Source organism: Leptolyngbya sp. CALU 1928 (assembly GCF_056784215.1).
Map to the genome: position 1 here is coordinate 135,879 of NZ_JBXBCE010000002.1, position 20,663 is coordinate 156,541.

General features: G+C 50.2%; 22 protein-coding genes. 6 read left to right on the top strand and 16 right to left on the bottom strand.

Translation table 11 applies throughout. The features are described from left to right. Window positions 1-8: 8 nt before the first annotated feature. The 3 genes from AC1S5B_RS16215 to AC1S5B_RS16225 form a co-directional block, all read right to left on the bottom strand. Window positions 9-1,139 carry an ABC exporter membrane fusion protein gene (locus tag AC1S5B_RS16215; protein ID WP_482036743.1) on the bottom strand — a complete coding sequence of 377 codons (1,131 nt, stop codon included), beginning with the start codon at window positions 1,137-1,139 and terminating at the stop codon, window positions 9-11. A gap of 121 nt (window positions 1,140-1,260) precedes the next feature. After that, window positions 1,261-2,058: a hypothetical protein gene (locus AC1S5B_RS16220; RefSeq protein ID WP_482036744.1), complete on the bottom strand. Its 798-nt coding sequence runs from the start codon at window positions 2,056-2,058 to the stop codon at window positions 1,261-1,263. A 301-nt stretch (window positions 2,059-2,359) separates the two neighbouring features. Beyond that, a complete protein-coding gene (locus AC1S5B_RS16225; RefSeq protein WP_482036745.1) occupies window positions 2,360-3,739 on the bottom strand; it encodes an LCP family protein in 1,380 nt (459 codons plus the stop codon). Window positions 3,740-4,087: 348 nt separating this feature from the next. On the opposite strand from AC1S5B_RS16225, the gene serA reads away from it, so the two are divergent. Together serA and prmA are read left to right on the top strand one after the other, a co-directional pair. Next, window positions 4,088-5,671 carry a phosphoglycerate dehydrogenase gene (serA, locus tag AC1S5B_RS16230; RefSeq protein ID WP_482036746.1) on the top strand — a complete coding sequence of 528 codons (1,584 nt, stop codon included), beginning with the start codon at window positions 4,088-4,090 and terminating at the stop codon, window positions 5,669-5,671. Between the two features lie 138 nt (window positions 5,672-5,809). Beyond that, window positions 5,810-6,721: a 50S ribosomal protein L11 methyltransferase gene (prmA, locus tag AC1S5B_RS16235; RefSeq protein WP_482036747.1), complete on the top strand. Its 912-nt coding sequence runs from the start codon at window positions 5,810-5,812 to the stop codon at window positions 6,719-6,721. A 19-nt stretch (window positions 6,722-6,740) separates the two neighbouring features. Here the strand turns inward: prmA and AC1S5B_RS16240 are convergent, their stop codons facing one another. Next, window positions 6,741-7,106, bottom strand: a complete 366-nt coding sequence (locus AC1S5B_RS16240) for an EamA family transporter (protein WP_482036748.1) — start codon at window positions 7,104-7,106, stop codon at window positions 6,741-6,743. Window positions 7,107-7,219: 113 nt separating this feature from the next. Here AC1S5B_RS16240 and AC1S5B_RS16245 point away from each other — a divergent pair, with 113 nt between their 5' ends. Beyond that, window positions 7,220-7,927, top strand: coding sequence for a DUF533 domain-containing protein (locus AC1S5B_RS16245; protein ID WP_482036749.1), 708 nt, complete (start codon window positions 7,220-7,222; stop codon window positions 7,925-7,927). Between the two features lie 7 nt (window positions 7,928-7,934). Here AC1S5B_RS16245 and AC1S5B_RS16250 read toward each other — a convergent pair whose 3' ends face one another. The 5 genes from AC1S5B_RS16250 to AC1S5B_RS16270 all read right to left on the bottom strand — a co-directional run bounded on the left by AC1S5B_RS16250 (window position 7,935) and on the right by AC1S5B_RS16270 (window position 13,180). Continuing rightward, window positions 7,935-8,981, bottom strand: coding sequence for a zinc-dependent dehydrogenase (locus AC1S5B_RS16250; RefSeq protein WP_482036750.1), 1,047 nt, complete (start codon window positions 8,979-8,981; stop codon window positions 7,935-7,937). A 337-nt stretch (window positions 8,982-9,318) separates the two neighbouring features. Continuing rightward, complete coding sequence (locus tag AC1S5B_RS16255) at window positions 9,319-9,972, bottom strand: hypothetical protein (protein ID WP_482036751.1); 654 nt, start codon at window positions 9,970-9,972, stop codon at window positions 9,319-9,321. Between the two features lie 19 nt (window positions 9,973-9,991). Beyond that, window positions 9,992-10,528, bottom strand: coding sequence for a hypothetical protein (locus AC1S5B_RS16260; protein WP_482036752.1), 537 nt, complete (start codon window positions 10,526-10,528; stop codon window positions 9,992-9,994). Next, a complete protein-coding gene (locus tag AC1S5B_RS16265) occupies window positions 10,529-11,842 on the bottom strand; it encodes a hypothetical protein (protein WP_482036753.1) in 1,314 nt (437 codons plus the stop codon). It abuts the gene before it with no gap. Beyond that, complete coding sequence (locus AC1S5B_RS16270; protein WP_482036754.1) at window positions 11,843-13,180, bottom strand: hypothetical protein; 1,338 nt, start codon at window positions 13,178-13,180, stop codon at window positions 11,843-11,845. Between the two features lie 180 nt (window positions 13,181-13,360). Here AC1S5B_RS16270 and AC1S5B_RS16275 point away from each other — a divergent pair, with 180 nt between their 5' ends. Next, window positions 13,361-14,206, top strand: a complete 846-nt coding sequence (locus AC1S5B_RS16275) for an NUMOD3 domain-containing DNA-binding protein (protein WP_482036755.1) — start codon at window positions 13,361-13,363, stop codon at window positions 14,204-14,206. On the opposite strand, the gene AC1S5B_RS16280 is transcribed toward AC1S5B_RS16275, so the two are convergent. Genes AC1S5B_RS16280 through AC1S5B_RS16295 form a run of 4 tightly spaced genes read right to left on the bottom strand, consistent with a single transcriptional unit; the run spans window position 14,207 to window position 16,678 of the window. Further along, the gene (locus tag AC1S5B_RS16280) at window positions 14,207-14,857 is read right to left on the bottom strand and encodes a phage tail protein (RefSeq protein ID WP_482036756.1); all 651 of its coding nucleotides are present in this window, start codon (window positions 14,855-14,857) and stop codon (window positions 14,207-14,209) included. Further along, window positions 14,857-16,020: a baseplate J/gp47 family protein gene (locus AC1S5B_RS16285; protein WP_482036757.1), complete on the bottom strand. Its 1,164-nt coding sequence runs from the start codon at window positions 16,018-16,020 to the stop codon at window positions 14,857-14,859. Before AC1S5B_RS16285 ends, AC1S5B_RS16280 begins: the two co-directional genes overlap by 1 nt. A 14-nt stretch (window positions 16,021-16,034) precedes the next feature. Further along, window positions 16,035-16,331: a hypothetical protein gene (locus tag AC1S5B_RS16290; RefSeq protein WP_482036758.1), complete on the bottom strand. Its 297-nt coding sequence runs from the start codon at window positions 16,329-16,331 to the stop codon at window positions 16,035-16,037. Further along, a complete protein-coding gene (locus AC1S5B_RS16295; RefSeq protein ID WP_482036759.1) occupies window positions 16,331-16,678 on the bottom strand; it encodes a GPW/gp25 family protein in 348 nt (115 codons plus the stop codon). Before AC1S5B_RS16295 ends, AC1S5B_RS16290 begins: the two co-directional genes overlap by 1 nt. A gap of 262 nt (window positions 16,679-16,940) precedes the next feature. Between AC1S5B_RS16295 and AC1S5B_RS16300 the strand changes: the two genes are divergently transcribed. Continuing rightward, window positions 16,941-17,129: a hypothetical protein gene (locus AC1S5B_RS16300; RefSeq protein ID WP_482036760.1), complete on the top strand. Its 189-nt coding sequence runs from the start codon at window positions 16,941-16,943 to the stop codon at window positions 17,127-17,129. A gap of 2 nt (window positions 17,130-17,131) precedes the next feature. On the opposite strand, the gene AC1S5B_RS16305 is transcribed toward AC1S5B_RS16300, so the two are convergent. Continuing rightward, a complete protein-coding gene (locus tag AC1S5B_RS16305; RefSeq protein ID WP_482036761.1) occupies window positions 17,132-17,770 on the bottom strand; it encodes a phage baseplate assembly protein V in 639 nt (212 codons plus the stop codon). Further along, complete coding sequence (locus AC1S5B_RS16310) at window positions 17,770-20,049, bottom strand: CHAP domain-containing protein (RefSeq protein ID WP_482036762.1); 2,280 nt, start codon at window positions 20,047-20,049, stop codon at window positions 17,770-17,772. The genes AC1S5B_RS16305 and AC1S5B_RS16310 overlap by 1 nt, the downstream gene beginning before the upstream one ends. Between AC1S5B_RS16310 and AC1S5B_RS16315 the strand changes: the two genes are divergently transcribed. Beyond that, window positions 20,048-20,221 (top strand): hypothetical protein, encoded by a 174-nt coding sequence (locus tag AC1S5B_RS16315; RefSeq protein WP_482036763.1) that lies wholly within the window; start codon window positions 20,048-20,050, stop codon window positions 20,219-20,221. The two genes, AC1S5B_RS16310 and AC1S5B_RS16315, sit on opposite strands and share 2 nt — an antisense overlap. Here AC1S5B_RS16315 and AC1S5B_RS16320 read toward each other — a convergent pair. After that, complete coding sequence (locus AC1S5B_RS16320) at window positions 20,218-20,595, bottom strand: hypothetical protein (RefSeq protein WP_482036764.1); 378 nt, start codon at window positions 20,593-20,595, stop codon at window positions 20,218-20,220. The two genes, AC1S5B_RS16315 and AC1S5B_RS16320, sit on opposite strands and share 4 nt — an antisense overlap. Between the last annotated feature and the right edge of the window lie 68 nt (window positions 20,596-20,663).

A 20,663-nucleotide genomic window follows, 5' to 3' on the forward strand; every position in this document is an offset into this window, starting at 1 on the left:
GAATTCCTTTAGGGCGTAATGGTGACTTTAACTTGCAAATTCGTTAAGCCAGAAACGGGCTGGCTGTCATCTAAACGAATTTTTACTTCCACGACGCGCACATCAGTATTGGCGGCGGGGTCGGTGTTCAATACGTCATTTTTGCGGATGGCAAGCCCAATTTGATCGACCACTCCAGAAATTTCCCCTGGGAACGCGGGGCTGGTAATCACTGCTTTTTGCCCCTGTTTCACTTTTTGAATGTCCGTTTCATAAATTTCAGCGACGGCATACATGCGATCGGTTTTGCCAATTTCGACGAGTCCATCGTTGCCAATCTGTTCTCCTTCACGGGCGTGGACTTTGATAATTTGCCCACTGATGGGCGATCGCACCACTGCTGATTCTAAATCTGCCTTAGCACGCTGCATGCCCGCCATTGCCACATTTACTTCTGCCTGTGCTTGTTGCACATCTGTCGGGCGCACTTCCGCAACGCTATTAAAAGTGGCTCTTGCCTGGTTCAGCTCCTGCCGTGCACGTTCGACTTCTTGACTAGCGGTAGCGTAGGTCAAACTGCGGTTATCCAATTCTTGCTGGGTAATCACGCCGTCTTTTCGTAGCTTGTCGTAGCGCTTTAGCTCTAAATCGGCTTTTTTCAGCTCAGCCTCTAATCGCCGAACTGTGGCGACACTGGCTTCAACAGCAGATTGCTGGGCTGCAATATCGCCACGCTTTGCACCCGCTTGCACTTGAGCCAGCCGACTTTGGGCTTCCTGCACCTGCGCTTGAGATTGCAGGGCTGCTGCCATCAAGCGATCATATACGTCGAGTACAGCGATCGGCTGCCCCGCTTTCACTTGTGCCCGTTCTTGAACTAACAAGCGAGCGACCCTTGGGCTGCCAAACACAGGGACGGCAGACCCTGAAGTGGAAGGTGCCGCGACTTTGACAACCTGACCCTCTGGCTCTAAGCGACCTAAAGCCGTAATGGTATTGGCTGGCTGTTCAACCGCTGGAGAGGGAGGCAAAGAACTGGACTGGCTGGTGGATGAAGGGCGTAACGCCAAATAGATTCCCAATCCTGCCACTCCCAACGCCGCAATTACCAACACGGCGATCAACGTCCCTGGAGACTTTAGTAACTGTTTCTCACCCAATGCGCTCTACCCGTTGATGTGTGCAAACAATATAAAACAGATTGTTACACAACTAGTGAAAGCCCGTGAAAGTATTCATGCACCCTGTTGATTGTTTATTTAATTTCCACGAATGGGAAGTTTATGCACCTTGCGCCATGCGAGTCGTTCTAAACGTGACGTTTGAGCCTTCCTGAGTTTGCTCTAGCACCAGCAGTGGAGTGGGTTTTGCTTTTTGATCCCAGCGCATATTGGCGATACGCCCTTGGATTGTGGGCTGCCAGCTATCGTGGTCGTTGGTCGGTTTAAGAAAAGTTTCGATACAGTCAATGATTTGATTGATGGTGACGGAGGTTGGCTGAGTAGGTAGCTTAAGAATTCTGATTTCGATCCTAAACAACACTCGCTTCGTGCCTTTTGGCAAATCGCCGGGTTCATATTCTACATCAAACACCTCATCGACTTGCCGACCGCCACTGGCAATGCCAATTTCTCCCTGATGGGGCTGGGACGATCGCAACGCCATGGTAATTTTGTCCTTCACTTTCATTTTGATTTGATTCAAAATTGCAAAGTGAAAAACTTCTTCATCCATCCGCATTCGCAAATAATCTAAATTAAACTCGCGAGAGTGAATTAGATCAGGGTTACGCTCCATTTTGCCGATTGTTTCAACGGCATATTTCAACTTTTTTTGCAGTTCACGATTCTTGAAATTTTCAAACTTCAGTTGTTTCGCAGCTTTATCAATGCTTACTTTAGTAAAAACGCCTAAAGCAACGAGAAGCAGAAGCAAGCCACCCGATGTGGCTAACCACAAAGGATTAGAACTAGTATCGGCAGGCTTTGCAGGTTGGGCGATCGCAGTGGGATTTTGTTTCGTCGCTTTGCTAGGAGCTTGGGCTAGCAGAGGTTTCACAATAAAGATAGGAACGGACATAGCACTTTTTATGAGAGATTTGATTCTATCTAAAAGAATGCCCAAAATAGAAGGGCTGTCTACATATCTCCATTCAGATGTATCAAACTTTAAGAAGTAGGCTGTAGCGATCGCGTTCTAATGAATTATTACAGATGCCCCTCTAAATTTCTGGTCGATGCAACAGCCAATCGCGATTGGCTTTGCAACGTTGATAAGTATGAGATATTCATCGCGATCGCTGCTCTGAGAAAGTGTGAGTCGTAGCGCAGTAGAACAAACTCGTCAGATCGGAATTAGATGCGATCGCCCTACAGCTTAATCAACGTTTCATTGCATCTCTGCCAAGTTGAATCGTCACATCCGCATTGAGATCGCCATTGCCATCAACCCGCACTTCGCCAAACCCTAGTAAGCGGCGAATATTCTCAGCACTAGCAACATCGCCCTGCTGCGCCAAGATGCGTGTAACATCTAGCGGTTCACCATAGGGTTCGGCGATCGCAACATCGCTATAGCCCGCTTTGGACAGTGAATTTATCCAAGAATTAGGCGCGCCTTGATGGGTAGTGTCTTGAATGGAAACCCGAACTTTTCCAGGCGAAATATTGGGCGCGGTTGGATTGAGACCTAGATTAAAATGCTGAGCCATGATCACTTGAATTTTCGCTAAATCTGGCAGCCAGTAACTTGTGCCATAGGTTTCAATATCGCCATATTCACCCGGAGTAATCACCATTTCCATCTTCGAGCGATCGACCCGACTCGCATAAGCGACTAATGCAAAAATCTCTTCCACCGTCAAATTGGTGTCGATATAAGCCCGAATCACTGAAATGATCTGAGGTAGCCGCGCCAAAGTCATGGGATTGAGCGCTTGCTCAGATAGGGCGCGAATCACCATTTGTTGGCGCTGCACTCGCCCAATATCGCCGGTTGCATCATGACGAAAGCGGAGTAGCTGGAGCGCTTGGTCGCCGTTTAGGTGCTGCTTCCCTGCTTTTAAGTTGACATACAAATGTTGGCTATCATCGCTATATTTCATGTCTTTTGGCACGTAGACGGTTACGCCGCCCAATGCATCTACTAAGGCTTGAACCCCCTGGACATTGATGGTGATATAGCGATCAACCCCAACCCCGCCCAATAGCTGGCTCACGGTTCGAGCTGCCAATGCGGGTCCGCCTACGGAATTTGCCTCGTTGATTTTGCCAACGCTATGACCCGGAATCTCAATGCGGGTATCTCTGGGAATTGAGAGTAGCGCCACTTTCTGAGCTTCAGGGTTAAACCGAACCAGCATCATCGTATCGGTTAATCCCTCAAAGGAATTCACCAGGGCTTGATATCCTAGATTTTTTTGTTCCTGGGGTAGCTCACCCGATACATCACTGGTCAGCACTTTAGCGCCTAAAACCAAAACATTGACTGGGCGGGTCAATTCAGGCAACTGCAAGTTACTAATACTAGAAAGGTCACCTTTCGCAAATACTGCCGCATCTTTAGGACTCATTTTGCGCTGTAAGAGGGGTGCGCTTGCCATCGTCATCGCCAAAATCGCCCCTGCGGTTGCCGACAAAGCCGCCACGCCTGTCAAGCCAGTGACAACCCATAACCAGCGGTATTTTTTTTGTTTAGAAACTTTTTTTAAGCTGAGATTGACTTTTTTAGGCTGACCCGAAAGCGAGTTATGATCTTTCACGGACTTTAAATACGCAACATCACTGAGCGCGAAAACAACCGTAGCAGCAGAATGTTAACAACAATTTTTCAGAATGGCTGAAAATTGTGAATAATCTTTGGCAGTTTGGGTAGGTTTCGGGTTTCAGGTTTTAGCCCCTAACTCCGTACTTTGCATCAGTGCTTTGCTACTTGCCCCTGACGTTCTTTTTAAAGAAATCCAGCACTTTTTGTCGATTGGTTCAAAAATGCCGTATCGTAAAGAGTCGGTTTGATGACGATATGCAAGCTTTTCCTTCTACAAACCTGTGCAAGGCGATCGCTGCTGGAACGTTGAAGAAGCCCTGTTGTTTAACCCCATCTGCCTGTTATGCCGAAGGTTCTTGTTTCTGACCCGATTGATCAAGCCGGAATTGATATTTTGTCTCAGGTGGCTCAGGTTGACGTAAAAACCAGCCTGTCTCCTCAAGATCTGATTGACATTATTTCAAATTACGATGCCTTAATGATTCGCTCTGGCACTCGTGTGACTCAAGAGGTAATCGAAGCGGCTAGCCAACTTAAAATTATTGGTCGAGCAGGGGTAGGGGTAGATAATGTAGATGTCCCTGCTGCCACTCGAAAAGGGATTGTGGTTGTTAATTCTCCTGAAGGGAATACGATCGCTGCTGCTGAACATACGCTGGCGATGATGCTATCGATGTCGCGCTATATTGCCGAAGCGAACCAATCGGTGAAAAGCGGCAAGTGGGATCGCAAAAGCTATATGGGCGTTGAAGTATATAAAAAAACGCTGGGCGTTGTGGGTTTGGGTAAAATTGGTGCCCATGTTGCAACAGTGGCTCATGCAATGGGCATGAAACTACTGGCTTACGATCCGTTTGTGTCTCACGAACGCGCTGAACAGTTGGGATGCCGTTTGGTTGAACTGGATATCTTGTTTCAAGAGGCGGATTACATTACGCTACATCTTCCCAAAACGCCTGAAACCGCAAATTTGATTAATACGGCAGCGATCGCCAAAATGAAGCCCACTACCCGTATTATCAACTGTGCCCGTGGGGGAATTGTGGATGAAGCGGCGATCGTCCAAGCATTGCAAGAAGGCAAGCTAGCAGGAGCCGCCTTAGATGTTTACGTGCAAGAACCGCTGGAAGAAAACTCTTCTCTGCGCGGAGTGGGCAAAGAATTACTACTGACTCCCCATTTAGGTGCTTCAACTGAAGAAGCTCAGGTGAATGTGGCGATCGATGTTGCTGAGCAAATTCGCGATGTCCTGCTAGGCTTGCCTGCCCGGTCTGCGGTCAACATTCCCGGTTTGCGTCCCGACCTGCTAGAACAACTGCGACCCTACCTAGAATTGGCAGAAACCCTGGGCAACCTAGTCGCTCAGTTGGTCGGCGGACGTGTGGAAGCTCTCAATGTTCGCCTGCAAGGGGAGCTTGCCACGAACCAAAGCCAGCCCATCGTTGTTGCCGCCCTCAAAGGACTGCTCTCCCATGCGTTGCAAGAGCGGGTTAACTATGTAAACGCCAGCATTGAAGCCAAAGAGCGCGGCATTCGGGTTGTGGAAACTCGCGATGCGTCGATTAAGGACTATACGGGTTCGCTCCATCTATCTGCCAAGGGTTCTTTAGGGGAACATTCCGTGGCGGGGGCGCTCCTCGGCGATTCCGAAATTCGGATTACTAGCGTGGATGACTTTCCAGTCAATGTGCCGCCCAATAAGTACATGGTTTTCACCATGCACCGAGATATGCCAGGAATTATCGGCAAAATTGGCTCTTTGTTGGGCAGCTTTAATGTCAACATTGCCAGTATGCAGGTGGGACGAAAGATTGTCCGAGGCGATGCTGTTATGGTTCTCAGCATTGATGATCCACTTCCTGATGACGTTCTGGCTGAGTTTCTCAAAGTTCCTGGTATCCGAGATGCCTACACCGTTACTCTATAGGAGCGTTTAAGACTGCGAAAGACTCTCACCCTAGCTCCTTCCCGCCGGGAGAGGGGAAAGGTTGGGATGTAACTCGCTTCCCGCAGAGTGGGTAAATCCTTGATTAAATTTTTTCCTATCTTCTAGTTCCCTTAAATCATGGCAAATAGCTGGTGGGAAATTCAGATTCTTGCTGATCCATTGCTGGAAGATATGCTTTCTTGGCGATTGGATGCGTTTGGCTGTTTGGGATCATCTAGCCAAATGAAGGGATTATCTTGTTTGATGCGGGCTTATGTGCCTGAAGCACAAGTCCAAATGTTGGATTTGGCGGCACTTTCCCTGCTATTTCGGCAAGATGCTTTATGTCTTGGTTTATCGGCTCCTGTTGTTCAATGGAACTTGATTGAGGAGGAGGATTGGGCGAGTAATTGGAAGCAGCATTGGAAGCCGCAAAAAGTGGGCGATCGCTTGCTGATTAACCCGGCATGGCTCCCAACTCCCGAATTGGGCGATCGCGTGTTGCTCAAACTAGAGCCTGGAGTCGCCTTTGGCACGGGTGAACATGCCACTACGCAACTCTGCCTAGAAGCGCTAGAAATGAGGCTGGGAGCGCCTGCCATGGCTAGTGAGCCGTTACCTGTAAATCTAGTGATTGCTGATATTGGCTGTGGCTCTGGCATTTTGTCGGTTGGGGCACTGTTGTTAGGTGCCAAGCAACTGTATGCCGTCGATACCGATCCCCTAGCCGTTAAAGCAACCCGTGAAAATGGAGATCTGAATCAAATTGATCCAGATCGGTTAATCATTGCTCAAGGGAGCGTAGACCAAGTTGCTAAGATGCTCGATGCTCCGGTGGATGGCATTGTTTGCAACATTTTGGCAGAAGTGATTATTGATCTAATTCCTCAAATGACCGCCATTATTAAACCAACTACCTGGGGAATTCTCAGCGGCATTTTAGTTGAGCAGGCGAAACCAGTCGCAGATACTTTGGAAGCGAACGGGTGGATGGTTACTGCGCTATGGAAGCGAGGAGATTGGTGCTGTCTTAATATTCGGCGATCGTAAGCTAGCCCCTATCTACTATCTACCGTTTCACCACTAAAATCACTCCGGCAACAATTAGCCCTAACCCAAATATTTGGTATCGAGAAATGGGTTCATTAAAAATGAAGTAGCCTAGCAGCACTGCAAAAATGTAGCTGATGGAAACCGCTGGGGCTGCCACGCTCAGCTTGACGCGGGTTAAGACCAAGATAAAAAAGATGGAGCTAAAAGCATATAGCGCCAATCCAGCGATTAGCTCCGGCGTTAAGGCAATATTTAGAATCAGAGAGATGACGTTATTGGCATTTACTTTGCCTAGCTTCCCTGCCCCTAACTTGAGCAGGAATTGTCCTCCAGATGCCATCAATATAGCCGATAGAAACAGCAGAAATTCTTGGAGGGTCACAGGTGTACTTTTCTACGATGGATTCAGTCTCTTAGTTTACCGTTAAGTCGTTGAATAATTTATCGGAAGAACGGGCTAGAATCGACTCGGAACTTAATCGGGCTGTAGCGAAAATGACTAGCACTACCAAGTCTGCTTACACCGACGAGCAAACCGCTGTTTGGATTCGTGGCTTGGTTTCTTTGGCGTGGGCAGACGGACACTTTGATACGAAAGAGCAGGCGATGATTTCTACTCTGCTCAATAAGGATTTTACTGCTGAAGAAAAAGCAAAGGCAATGGAGCCAATTTCTACGGATGATCTGGCAAAGATTTTAAGCAGCGATCGCAATTTAGCAGAAAATTTTCTCAGAACTGCCGTTATGGTGGCACTGGCAGATGAAGATTACTCCTCTAGTGAGGACAAAATGCTCCAGCAGTACTGTCAAGCTTTAGGGCTGAAGCTCGATGCGTTGGATATCCTCCGAAGCACACTACAAAGTATTGCAGATGCCCAGCCCAGTGATGGCACGGAGCCAGTTAGGGCTTCTGGCTTAATGCCGTCTACTGTTGATGGTGCTCAGGTCGATGTTTTGCATCCTGTGCGCGATTGGCTCGATCGCATGGATGTTCAAGATCCAAAGATTGCACGGATGATGTGCAAAATGATTCCTGCTCAATGTCCCTTTGAGCGGGACATTACTTTATTTGGGCGCAAAGTCGTTCATGTTCCGCCTCTATGTAAGCTTAATCCGCTCTATGACCAGCTAGTGGGCTTACGATTTCGTGCGCTTTCCTATCTTGCTGATGACTGCAAGGAAGATATCTCAGAGTATGTGTGAGGCGAATTCACGGATAAATTAAGATTTTGTAGGTATCAGGGGTTGGCGCGATCGCCCGATCTACGGCGGCAGATAGGTCTTTGAGCGAAAAGCGATCGCTGACCAATGCATCCACATCGATCCATTGGTTAAAGACAATATCGGCTGCCAACTGCTGCACCCGGTAAGAGGAACTGTAGCTACCCATTAAGTCAATCTCCCGGCGATAGAGAATATTGGGATTGATCGGAATTTCTAGCTCATCGGGAAACTCGGCAAAGAACAAAATCTTGCCGCCCTTCCGAGTGCAGTCTAAGGCTTGAAAAAAGGCTTTGTCACTGGGAACCGCCAGCAAGCTAGTATCAACTCCCATGCCTTGCGTCATCGCCTGAATTTTGGCAGATAACTCTGGATCTCTTGCATCGAAGGCAGCATCGGCACCCACTGCTAAGGCTTTTTCGATACGGCTGGGCAGCAGATCAGTGGCGATCGCTCTCGCCCCAAAATACTTCACCAGCATGATGAACATCAGCCCAATGGGTCCTGCGCCTGTCACTAAGACCGTTTGTCCGGGTTGAATTTGGGCTTTTTTCACCGCTTTCAAGCAGCAATTGGTCGGCTCCACAAAGCTAGCCTGATCAAAGGTGATTTTGTCTGGAATGGTCATTAAGCCACCATTTCGGACAATGTGCCCCGGCACCTTCACATACTCTGCAAAGCCGCCACCGCTGGGCGCAAATCCGGCGGTAGTTGTAATATTTTTGTACACATCACACATGGAAAAATTGTCGTTCAGGCAATAGCCACAGTGCATACAGGGAATATGGTGTAATACAACGACGCGATCGCCCACATTCCAGCCCTTCACCTCCGCACCTACGGCTGAAATTGTCCCGGCTGTTTCATGTCCAAAAATGCGCGGTGGCTCATACAGTGGATAGCGAATCTTCTTAATATCTGACTGACATAATCCCACCACCTGCACCTGTACCAGCACTTCGTCCGGCAGCAGTTCCGGCATGGGCACCTCTTCGTAACTCAGGTTATTCACCCCACGAAACACCTGCGCTTTCATTCACTACTCTCCTGAAGATCCTCCGCTGTAGACTGTATCATTAACGGCTAATGCTGGTTGAGTCTTAGCAAGCAGCAGCCCGTTTTTTAGTGAAATAGTTGATTGAAGGGGTTTTCAGATCCCAGTGGCTGAAGCCACTCCAAAAATCTTTGCTAAACATAAAACCCTCCACTAGAGAGGATTTTTCTAATGTGCGAACATACAGGTTTCAAGCTAAGCCCGTGACGAGGATTGAACTCGTGACCTCACCCTTACCAAGGGTGAAGGCAAGCGCCAAAACCTATAATTAGCAGCAGTTACAAGCGCTAGAGCTTGGGCATGGTCAATCCCGTACCCATTATTCGAGGTGATAGCGATCGCTCACCAGCCATCGCCAATTCAAAAAAATCATACCAATCCAGAACATTTGCACCCCGCCCATCTTCTCAGGGGAAGGGCACAGCATTGGCGATCGCTCCTTCTCCAACTGCTCTATCAGTCGTTTTCCGACCGAAAGAGCAATGCTGCTAGAGGCGTGATTGGCAAAACTAAACGACACAGGAATATAGAGAATATCCTGAGCAACCCCGTTGGAATAAACAAAACCCAGCCTTACAACGTGTGTCGGAGGATTGTTAAAGAAAGCCAGCCAAAGAACCCGGTTCTCTGGCGAAATTGACGTGGCAAGAACGATCCGTGCGAATCGTTTGCGATTCGGAACGCCTGCTGAAATCGCCGGATCTCTTGTTCCCAGATACGGTCTGATCCTGAGATAGTGGTTGGTTTTGCCTCTATTTCTGGGTAGCGACCCATGAGCGAAAACGGTGTAAGCGACTTTTGGTTTGGTTGTGAAGTGCCCTGCATAAGACGTAAAAGGGGTGGGGTTGGTAATTTTTTTAGGAAAAACTGATCCATAAGCCAGCTTTTCAGCAAGGACATTCACTTGCCTACGCCGCAACCTGCGTTGGAGTTTGCCTTGCAGCCACACCCAAAGCGACCTGAAAATATCCATTGGGGAGTAGGCGCATAAATTAATCTAGCTGAAAATCAAAACCACGAGCGAGCAACCGCTCGTTGATAAATGCCACCTGCTCTGCTGTAAAGTCGCCAATACTATTAATGCTGGTTAGGGCTGACCTGACCTCCGATATCGCAAACATCAGATCCGCGACGGAGTGAGTTGCAGTCAGCGAGGCGGTCAACAAATTTCCCGCCTGGGCAGCCGCTTGGGTTTTGGTGAGCGCCGCGATCGTGTTGGCTTCTGGCACCTTGCCTGCTACATAGACTTTGGCGTAAATCGCGCTCCCCCGAAAATCTTCCTCTAGCCCCTTCCAGTCTTGCCCTATGATGATTGGCAAAGGATCGGGCGATCGCCATTGATTCTGCTGCCCATCCCAAAACGCACCCGCCTCTGGTTTCTCAGGGCGATCAAAAATCTGCCCATCCGCAAAATACACCGCATCAGGAGCGTGATCGCCCCCCTCTACGCATTGCCAGCCATCCGGCAACGCCACGACTGCATCGCTAGTGCCCACTACTTGATCATCGTCAGAAATCAAAAAAAACATTTAACCCACCGGAATAAACGATCTCGCAATCAGCAAGCCAGCCGATCCAACCGTGCCGGAAGTCCCCCCAGCACCCCCAAAGCTGCCACCGCATCCCGCCGTCGCGGAAGGGCTTCCTTGAGTTGCTCCAAAGGAGCCTCCCGCTAATAGCAAATTAGATCCTGTTGTATTAATTGATGGGCTTGTGAGGGCAATCACGCCACCACCACCACCACCACCACCAACCCCATTGAGCGACGCATTCCCCCCATTTCCACCGCGCACGTCGAGAGTGCCCGAAATGACGACTGAAGAGAGCGATCGCAAGATGATTGCACCACCGCTGCCGCCGCCCGCTCCAGAGATGAGGATGCCCGTGCCCGTGCCAACTGTGCCCAGAAAGCCAACGCCACCCCGACACAAAACCGACCCAGAGATAGCGATCGTCCCAGCGCAGTTGATTTCAAGATAGCCACCCCCGGCACCGCCTGTGCCGCCTACATTGCCTGTGCCCGAAGTCGGAATAAGTAGCTGCCCACTCCCTCCAGAACTGCCAATTTTGCTAATAACGAGGCTATACGTCCCGGAAACGTCATTCTGCAACCCTCCCCGCCCAATTCCAGCGCCCGGTTGCGACCAGCTACCCGCCGTGTTGGTCGCAACCCCCGCGCCGCCCGAAATCGCAGTGGAAACGTTGATCGTCCCCGCGATATTGCAGTCACCTGAAATGTTGATCGTCGCGCCCTGCGGAATGTTGATGGTTGCCGCCGCGCCAATCGTGAAATTACGAAAATAATATTCGCCATTGCCCAATGTTGCGGAACCAGTATTGAGCGTGTAGTCGCCCTCATCACCGCTCCCACCAAAAACGCGGATGGCGTTTACTCTGGGCAATATTCGATATCGAGGTCGCAAATCAGCGATCGCCCCACTAATCACCCCTGCCACTGTCGTTACTTGAGCAAGCGGGGTGCAATTCAAAGGCAGAGCCAGACCTGCCTCGACCGTCCCATCTGGTCTGACGTAAATAAAGTTGGTGGCGTTATTTGCTAATGCCAGCGTTCCGGGTGCCACAGTCGCATAGGTATTGTTGGGCAACAAAACCCGCCCGCCCGCATAAGTGACCGACAGCCCAACGCCGGGACTCACCTTGAATTCGTCTCGAAACGCCTGCCATTCGGGTAGCAATTCTCCTGGGGTTGTCGAAAAATCGCTATTTTGAATTTTGCGAATTTCGCCATCATTGTCTGGCGTATCCACAAACACCGGGTTATTCAGCGAATTTAGAAATTCTGGAGTGACGACCGTTCCATTCACGAAAACAGTTTTAGGCATTTAGTCAATCCTCCAAATTTCAACTTGAGTATAAATTTCAGAAATCCCAGCCTCGCCAACCTGCACCCCTAAACCAAAAGTTGCGACGGCATTCTCGCAGTAGTGCTGCACCTGAAAATCCGCATTGGCAGCTAGTGTAAAAATGTGAGTCAAAATCGCGTCGCTGGTCACACCAGATATGCTAAACGCGCATCGTCCCCGCACCAGCACCCCCGATGTCACATTCCGTAAAATTGCTCTGTGGCGACTAACCGTGTAAGCAGGCACTTCAAGCCGTATTCGATAGGTGCCAGGGCGCAAGGTGAACGTATTTGAGGCGAGAGCAACAATATCCCCCGCGTTCACTTCAATCGTGTTGAGAGTGCGAGTTTGAATTCCAGCAATAGCCGATCCGCCATTGGTGCCACTGGCTTTCGTGTCGGTCATCCGCGAGTAGCGAAACGCTACATTTTTGACAAACGCAGTCGTCGCAGGGAGCGTGCTGCTGTTAGTGTTTGCCTGAGTTGCGAAAGTGGCATTACTCAGGCGATCGCTGATCTTATTCGCGACATACAACGTGCAAGCGATGCTGAAATCCTCATCCGTCAACAGTTGCAGCGGGACGGTGGGATTACCCGTAAATTCAGGGCTTGCCTTGGGTGCCAAAGTTTCAATGATGTCTCGCAGCACATTTGCGGTTGGTGCCCACAACGCCCCATCCCAGCCCAAAGAGTTGTAGGCGGTATCTTGCCCATCCGTCCCCCCGCCGTCACCTTTCGCCGCTGCCAGCATCCAGTAGGCAGGGTTCGCGATTGAGGGCGCAATGTTTAAGGTTGGCTGATTGAAAATATAGAGCCACGATGAGCCGCCATAGCTGACTAAATCGCCCTTGCGATAGTAGGTGCCTGCGCTCCACGCGCCTTTGGCGTTAGGTCCACCCCGCAACTCCTCGGCATAGTCAGCGGTTTGGGTAAGGATTCGGGCAAGCCTTGCGATCGCGGTATCGAGCGTGTCTTTGGTAATGCCTGTGGGCACCAGTTGAGAAAATTGCACCGATGCCACATTGGGCACAAAGCTATGGAAATCAATGGTGGGTTCGTCATCTAGCCCGGTTTCCAAATTTTCAGCGTTGGCTGCAAAAAAACGAAACCAGTAGGTGACCTGAGACGTTTCTGACTCCGCCAGAGTGATATTGACCACGCCAGCGGTGATGGTGAATCGATGAAGTTTTACTGTATATGTGTCATCAGGAGAAGGCGTTTCGTCAATTATTTGACCATCTAACTGCACATGTAATTCACCGTTAAGCGGAATTCCACCACTGTTAAGAATTCGCCCAACGATATTGCAGGTAGACATGTTTTAAAAGCTAAGGACTCATTCTTTGCGCTTGTCCTAAGTGCAATATCAAACTGGCGTGGAAAAACTAGACAAATAGCCATCAAATCCCCTTCTAGCAAGGGTTTCAGGGTATAATGAAGATACCCCTTCGGTGCTGGAAACACCAAGGGGCGCGATCAACCTACTATCAATAGGTCAATGTCTAAAAGAATATCAAAAACACCTTGCCTTGGCGGGATCTATCGGATTACCTGTGAAGCAACAGGCAAGAGCTATGTCGGCTCCACTAAGCACGAATTCAGACAGAGATGGCGGCAGCATTGTCGTGAGCTTAAAGGCAATCGCCACCCCAATCGACACCTTCAAGGCTCCTGGAACAAGTACGGCGAGGATGTCTTTGAGTTTCATCCATTAGAGCCTGTTGCATTTATTGAAGATTTGATCGACTGCGAGCAGAAATGGATTGATCTCTATCAGTCATTCGATCGCAAATACGGATTCAACATCGCTCCTAGAGCGGGTCGATCGTACCAATCAGAAGAAACCAGAGCAAAAATGAGCGCCGCCAATCTTGGCAGAGTGATATCGCAGGAAACTAGGGCGAAAATAAGTGCTGCTCACAAGGGCAAAAAACATACTCCTGAACATGCAGCAAAGACTAGAGCCGTTAACCTTGGCAGAAAGCACAGTGCTGAAGCTAGAGCGAATATGAGCGCTTTTCAAAAAGGCAGAAAACGCACTCCTGAACATGTAGCAAATTTAAGAGCCGCTCATCTTGGCAGGGTTGTGTCGCAGGAAGTCAAGGCAAAAATAAGTGCAGCCAACCTTGGCAGAAAGCACGACGCTGAAGTTAGAGCGAGAATGAGCGCTGCTCACAGGAGCTACAGATACAGAGCAATTTCTCCAGACGGAACAACCTACGAAGACATTATGAATTTGGCTCAGTTTTGCGAGGAGTTTGGCTTGCACCGATCAGCCATGAGAAAGGTTGCACAAGGGAAGCAGAAAACTCACAAGGGATGGCTGATGGAGAAATTTTGCTAACTAGGGTTCAAGCGTGAAAACATTATCGTTCGCCACAGAAAAACCAGCGTAGAACTGTTTATAAGCCACTCTGCTATCAGCGAAAAGCGGACCGTATAATCTGTTGATTCTTTCTGCCAGCTTAAACTCATAGCTATCCCGCAGATAGTTCAACCCCACCCGGATTACATAACGCCATTCTGGAGATCCAACAATGTGGGGAACTGAATGGATACCTGCCAAAAGGCTATCGCCCATCCAAACGTCATAAATAATTCCAAAGGTGTCCAGCAAGTGGCGTAGCGTTGCCTCAGAACCTTTATTCGACCAAATGCGGGTAAACGCATCACGGATCAACACGCGCTTGATCGAATCTGACCACGCCCTATCCCAGTAATCGCCCGTGTAGCCTGCCATCGCCCCCAATAAATCCAGCCATTCTGGATCACAGAGCATCGGGTTCATCTGGCGATCGCGCACCTCATCCAGTTTCCCCTTCAACCCCACCAAAAAGCTATCCCAGTAATCCGTTAGCCACAGCGCCACAGGCGTATCATCATCGCCCACATCCCGTACTACATCGGGGTTTTCATCCTTGCGGTAGCCTTCAGAAATCCCAGGTAAGCGATTATATACAGGGCGGAGCGAAGCCCAAGCGGTAGCTGTGTCCATTAGATATATGACTCCCCAGCGCCCTTAATTATCTGGAAAATTTCACCTTCATCGTTCACAAGCTGACAATACAGGCTGTGAGCTTTAGGCAAACTAAATTCGGTGGGCATGGGAATATTGCTGCCCTCACCGTTCAGCGTCAACGCCTGGATGTACTCGATCCCGCCAGCCAACCGCAGCGCATATTCCGCTTCCTTCAAAATCACAGTCTCTCCCACGGAAAAACTCAACTGATTGAGGTGTTCTTGCAGCGCCTCCCAAAGTGTTTCTGCCACTTCATCCGGATCTTGACCTGGTATCAGTTTTGCCACCAAATCCGCATCAATATCGAGCAATTCAATCGGCGACACATACAACGCCGTGCCAATCTGCACCCGTTCCGAGAGCGATCGCCGCATCTCTGCTAACTGAGCATCATTGGGCGGGTTGCCATTGCCATTGATCACAAACACATGAACCGCACCCAATTGATAGCTGAGTTTGTCGCCACCCAACAGCCCGATCGCCTTCGCCACCGAACCCTCACCCAAAATCGACACCGCCTCTTCTTCATAGTCGTTTGCGGTTACGAGATTTCGTCTGCGGATTGCCGCCAGCCCACGGGCGATCGCCTCAGCTAACGGTTCCTCATCCGTCCCACCCCCTGCAGGCTCCGTGTTGATCACCGACGACAGAAACGCCAGCGGTTGGGTAAATGACGCGATCGTGTAGGCAGGCAGATTATAAGCACTGCCAACTTCCGCAGCCGTCGCACTCATCTCCCCGCTGATCACCCCCTCAGGGATAATCAGGATCGCGTCAGTAAAAAAGCTATAGCGACCCCCCAACACTTGAAACCCTTGGGGAATCGTATAGGGAGCGCCTAGCGCCTGCCTTAGCGTAAACGTCAGCGTCACTTGGGCTTTGGTTCCTAGCCTGCGCTGTACCTCCGCAATTTGGAGATACTTCATCACGATCGCCAGGGGCAATTGATTCAGGTAGAACAGAAGTTCGGAACCTGCGAACGCTTGCCCTTCCACCAGCGCCCGTACCACAGAACTAGAACTGAAGTCATTCAAGCGCCCGTCAGACGCATTAAAAACCCTGACCAGCGCTTGCTCTACCAATTCTGTCTCGTTGCGAGGATCGAGCAGCGGTAGGGGTAACGGTTCTGAATCAGCCATATCGCCTCTTTAAATTACTTTGTTGTGGCACGGGCGATCGCTTGTCCAATCTGCTCAGGATCAACCTGTACGCCCAAACACACTGCCATCATAGGCAAAAGCAAGCCCCACACCATTACAGGCGGCTCGGTTGTGCGTTGATAGGTGCCATCCGGCGCTCTCTCCACAGAAAACATCAGCACCAACACACCCAAAATCAAAGCAAACACATAAGCGCCCCACTTCCCTTTGTCTCTATCGCTTTGTTCTTTGCGGCGATTGGGGCAAGTCTCACACCCATCAGGAATATTATTTTTGATATCGTCACTCATTAGCTTGCCAACCGAAACAACAACGGTGCTTGAGGCTGCCCATTGACCGCCCAATTTACACGTAAAACACCCGCGCCATCGTCAGACATTGCGCCCTGCACCCCAAACACCACATCCGGGATCTCGCGCTCTAGGCATTGCCTCACCCATTGGGCGATCAGGTTGATATCCTTCACACCCGTGAACAGGAAGTCTGGAGTCCCAAAATTTGGGCGCATAACCCGCTCGTACGGCTCCGTTTCCAGCACTGACATGATGTGGTCAAGAATCAGATCCAAATCGGTATGAGTGACCAATTGCCCATCCTTTACGGCTAGACGATAGGCGATTCCGCGAAGGATGGGCACAGCAATAGTTTTGAAGCTTCAATTATTGCGCTTGTCCTAGGTTGATATAATTAGCAGGCGATCGCGCACCATTGGCAAGCCGCGCCTTAACCGATAACTGAGGGAGTAGGGAAACCGAAGAACCAGTGTTGTAGGACTGGGCACTGATTGTCTAGAGTGAGGCGTGGGTGCCTTCACTAATTAGCAAACCCAGTTAAGAGCGTCTAGGCGGCAACGGTGCAAGCGCGATCGCACCCAATAACTAACAAACACAACATCCGCCATGCCTACCAATGTCGATAAATTTTTCACGTTTGAGCATCTACCTCAACATCTACAAGAAATTAGTAAGCCCATAGCAGAGCTTGCAAAATTAATGGAGGCATCATTACCAGATGGGGCAGAAAAATCAACCGGAATGCGAAAATTGCTAGAAGCTAAAGATTGCTTTGTTAGAGCAAGGCTAGAGTAGCCCTAACCCCCATTCGCAAACTCTTTCCAAGAATAAGTATCCAAAACACTCTTGAGGCAAATAAAAGCTCTATCCCGATCGCCCGGAAGCCCTTTGATCACTACCATCTTCCCCCGATTCTCCTCACTGGCTTCCGGCAGGTTATCTGCCAACTGCAACCGGAACAGATCCTCCATCACCAGTTCGGTTTTGTGAAAGGTTTTACCCTTCGTCTCAATATCCCACTTGCCCTCAGTCGTGAGAATGCGATCGCCCCCCACCTCCACCGTCTGATTCCCCTCAATGCTTAGCCAGTCATCTAGCACCCCGCTGGTTTTCGCCCGTTCAGGGTTGGGTTCATTCGTCAGCACCCCGCCATAGCTGCCCTTATGAGGATCGCCATCAATAAATGAAACTTCCACTGTCGCGCCAATCTTAGGCAACGGCGGATCATGGCTAGGCGTGTTGAGGCTGCGCCAGAGCCAGTCTGTGTTTACCATTCCACCCTTCGATTGCAGCGTCACTTTGATCCGGCGCTTGTTCGTCGGGTCTTCGTTTTCAGTGACGATTCCCAGACAAGTAAACGGCGATCGCCCCTCCAAATCCGCTGCCTGCTGATTCGCTTTTTTAGAATCTTTGATGACTGCAAAAATATTGTCCATCAGCATTTCACCCGGTAAATCTGTCCTTTTGCCCGATAGAAATTTTCATAGGAACTATTGGGCGCTTCCCAGGCGAACGAACCCCGGCTGGACGAATTGCTTAAAACCTTGGCTCCCCCCGCTGCGGTCACCACCCCAATATGCCCCCTTGCCACGCCATCATCCCAAATCACGATATCCCCCGGAATGGATTGCCCGACAGGAACTTTTTGAGCGCCGCTGCTTTTCAGGCTTTGTTCTGCGGTTGGCACATAAACGCTAGTTCCCCACGGGTTCGCTACGCCTGCCTTTGCCAGCACCTTGTTAATCGCCCAAACACAAGCATTGTTCCCCCCATCGGGTCCTGCCTTCGTGTTCATCCCTCTAAGTGCGTTTGCAGCATTCAAAATCCGCTGATTACAGTTACTTCCCTGGACATTGGGCGTAATTGTTGCTTCCACGCTGCCCGTCACCGGAGCCAGCATCGGACTATAAAACTTGATGCTGGTCTTGAGGTTCCCCCCTTGATAGGTATGGGTCACAGTGTCGATCGCCCACACCCGGTTAAAAAAGTCAGCCTCTAGCCCCTCCGTCACAAATGGCGTGTCCGGTGCCACCGTCAGCGCTGCATCGGTCGTGGTAAATGTCGCAGAACCGGGAAACCCCTTCACCCGCTGTACCGATTCCTTCGATGTTTGGGCGGTTGCCTCATCCGTTACCTCTTTCGGCACTGCGGTTGGCGGCTTGTCTGCCACACCGGGCAAAAACAGCACCTTAGAATCTTCCTTCTTCTCTTTCTTTCTGCCCTTTTTATCCGTCGGAGTGACAGGCAACAGCTTGGGCGTAATCGTCGGAATCGCTGCACCCGTCTGGGCGATCGCCGCTGTTCCACTGGCTAATCCAGTAGCCGCCTTGTTCTCTTGCTTCTTCTGTTCCAGTGCCCCCGTCAATGGGTCGGTCACCGTTTTAATCTCACCCTCAGATCCCGTGGTACTGGGTTGCGAAGCCGTCGCACCCGCGCTGCTGTCTTTCTGGGCAGAATCCGTACACTCGAACGAATCCATGTTTACCCCATACTCCAACACAAACCCCAACGGCTTGCTGTGTCTGGGTTCTACGATCAGTTTCGCGCCTTTGTCGTAGAGGCGGTAGCCAATGCGATCGCACTCTCTTTGCAACAGCTTAAAGTCGCTCATGCCCGTCTGATCCAGGTGTTCAAACTTGGGACCATCCCCCACCATTTCCAGTTTTAGCCCGTAAGAGTTCGCCACCTTTTCCGATAGCTGCCTTAAAGTGATGCCCTGATAGGTCGTGTTTTTCGTCCGGCGCGACAGCAGCCAGCGCACCGACTGTCCCTCAAAGCTGGTGATGTTTTTATCGGTTCCACTAAACCGCGAACCTGTGTGGATAAACGAAAAATCCACCAATTGAGCCATCTCATAGCCCATCGAGATAATGATCTGGCATCCCTTATCGGCAGTTTCCACTTGGGGCGTTGCCTCTTTCACAGGCGAAACCGCTGACTGTTTCGCCCCTTCTTGCGCCTGCCCACCATTTTGATAAACCTTAAGGCGCTGATTGTAGTAAGCCTTAATGACTGACATGGATTTTGTCGGCTGCCCATAAGGAGATCCGGGCAAGGAAGCCCATTCCAGGTTTAGTTTGTTGACGGCTCCTTCAAAGTTGCCACTATCCAAATCTCCCAACGCGCCCCGCTGCTGAATTTTCCAGATACACGCCTTATCCTGACTGGCTGGCGTGAAATCTTTCAGCCCTAACGATCGTTTGGCACCATCCCAAGTCGTTGATAGAAATTGATACCGCCCCGCCGCATCCGATCGCAAGCGCCCTCCCCCCTGAATCGCCCGTGGATGATCTGCAAAGCTAGAAAACTGCTTACCCGTAAACATCGTCTTGTAACCGTTCTGCCCACTGGTGCCTTCAGCGAGGGCGATCATGTCTAAAAAAGCTTTGCGTCTTGGGGTCATATCCGCAGCCGTGCCCCCGACCCCGCCCACAATTTGACCTACAGGTGCGGCGCTTCCTGATGAATTTGTCCCAATCCCCACCAAACCGCCCTGCTCATAAGAAGCGGAAAAATACTTTTGTGCCCACTGCTGAAAGGGGTCATATAGCTCAAAACTACATCGACTGCTGCGATCGCCTTCGCCCAGTGTCACGCTGGCACTCATTAGCGACCCATCCCCCGACATGAAAATATCAACCCCAATCTGGCAACGCACAATAGGAACTAGAACCCGTCTCGCTGGGTTCGAGTTGATGGAGATTAATGCAGTCATGGGGCGTAAATGGTTTGTGGGCGATCGCGTCGTATCACCCGTTGGCAAATTGCATCAGGTCGTTAGCACCGATTGGGCGATCGTGTTGCAGATACAGGATTTGGATAAAGAATCGGCAGTCACGGGAAGCCAGCAAACTCTAGAACGGCAAGGGTTTAAGCTAGCTGCTTAACTCCCGAATAACCAGTCAATTAATTTGTACTGCTGCACCAACTCCCCCGCCTTCCCAGGCAACTTGCCAGCCAGTTTGCCCAACAGCGCCTCTTGAAATTGCCCACTGGCGATAGAACTCAAATCCAAGTCGCCAGCAATACTGCCCAAATCCCCCGGCAGTTTGCCCAACTGCTGCTGAATCTGGTTAATTGCGATCGCCTGTAAGTCCTGAGCGTTGGGAATCTGCAAGTCCTTCCCAATGGGCAACTGCTCAAAAATATCTTGTCCGTTAAACTCTGCCAACTCCCTCCATTTGGAGGCATCGCCCATTTTATCGAAGGCGATTTTGGAAAGCGAGTCACCTGGGGAAAGAGAAGTGATGTTTTGCAGCATAAAAACACAACGGTTGGGGATTTGCCTTGCTCTACTCTTTCTATTAGTCCCAAAACAAAACCCTGACG

What these genes read in the sequence shown, in the direction of transcription:
- AC1S5B_RS16220 (WP_482036744.1), bottom strand. Translation starts at nt 2,058, where the DNA reads ATGTCCGTTCCTATCTTTATTGTGAAACCTCTGCTAGCCCAAGCTCCT.
- serA (WP_482036746.1), top strand. Translation starts at nt 4,088, where the DNA reads ATGCCGAAGGTTCTTGTTTCTGACCCGATTGATCAAGCCGGAATTGAT.
- prmA (WP_482036747.1), top strand. Translation starts at nt 5,810, where the DNA reads ATGGCAAATAGCTGGTGGGAAATTCAGATTCTTGCTGATCCATTGCTG.
- AC1S5B_RS16245 (WP_482036749.1), top strand. Translation starts at nt 7,220, where the DNA reads ATGACTAGCACTACCAAGTCTGCTTACACCGACGAGCAAACCGCTGTT.
- AC1S5B_RS16250 (WP_482036750.1), bottom strand. Translation starts at nt 8,981, where the DNA reads ATGAAAGCGCAGGTGTTTCGTGGGGTGAATAACCTGAGTTACGAAGAG.
- AC1S5B_RS16255 (WP_482036751.1), bottom strand. Translation starts at nt 9,972, where the DNA reads ATGGATATTTTCAGGTCGCTTTGGGTGTGGCTGCAAGGCAAACTCCAA.
- AC1S5B_RS16260 (WP_482036752.1), bottom strand. Translation starts at nt 10,528, where the DNA reads ATGTTTTTTTTGATTTCTGACGATGATCAAGTAGTGGGCACTAGCGAT.
- AC1S5B_RS16265 (WP_482036753.1), bottom strand. Translation starts at nt 11,842, where the DNA reads ATGCCTAAAACTGTTTTCGTGAATGGAACGGTCGTCACTCCAGAATTT.
- AC1S5B_RS16270 (WP_482036754.1), bottom strand. Translation starts at nt 13,180, where the DNA reads ATGTCTACCTGCAATATCGTTGGGCGAATTCTTAACAGTGGTGGAATT.
- AC1S5B_RS16275 (WP_482036755.1), top strand. Translation starts at nt 13,361, where the DNA reads ATGTCTAAAAGAATATCAAAAACACCTTGCCTTGGCGGGATCTATCGG.
- AC1S5B_RS16280 (WP_482036756.1), bottom strand. Translation starts at nt 14,857, where the DNA reads ATGGACACAGCTACCGCTTGGGCTTCGCTCCGCCCTGTATATAATCGC.
- AC1S5B_RS16285 (WP_482036757.1), bottom strand. Translation starts at nt 16,020, where the DNA reads ATGGCTGATTCAGAACCGTTACCCCTACCGCTGCTCGATCCTCGCAAC.
- AC1S5B_RS16290 (WP_482036758.1), bottom strand. Translation starts at nt 16,331, where the DNA reads ATGAGTGACGATATCAAAAATAATATTCCTGATGGGTGTGAGACTTGC.
- AC1S5B_RS16300 (WP_482036760.1), top strand. Translation starts at nt 16,941, where the DNA reads ATGCCTACCAATGTCGATAAATTTTTCACGTTTGAGCATCTACCTCAA.
- AC1S5B_RS16305 (WP_482036761.1), bottom strand. Translation starts at nt 17,770, where the DNA reads ATGGACAATATTTTTGCAGTCATCAAAGATTCTAAAAAAGCGAATCAG.
- AC1S5B_RS16315 (WP_482036763.1), top strand. Translation starts at nt 20,048, where the DNA reads ATGGGGCGTAAATGGTTTGTGGGCGATCGCGTCGTATCACCCGTTGGC.
- AC1S5B_RS16310 (WP_482036762.1), bottom strand. Translation starts at nt 20,049, where the DNA reads ATGACTGCATTAATCTCCATCAACTCGAACCCAGCGAGACGGGTTCTA.
- AC1S5B_RS16320 (WP_482036764.1), bottom strand. Translation starts at nt 20,595, where the DNA reads ATGCTGCAAAACATCACTTCTCTTTCCCCAGGTGACTCGCTTTCCAAA.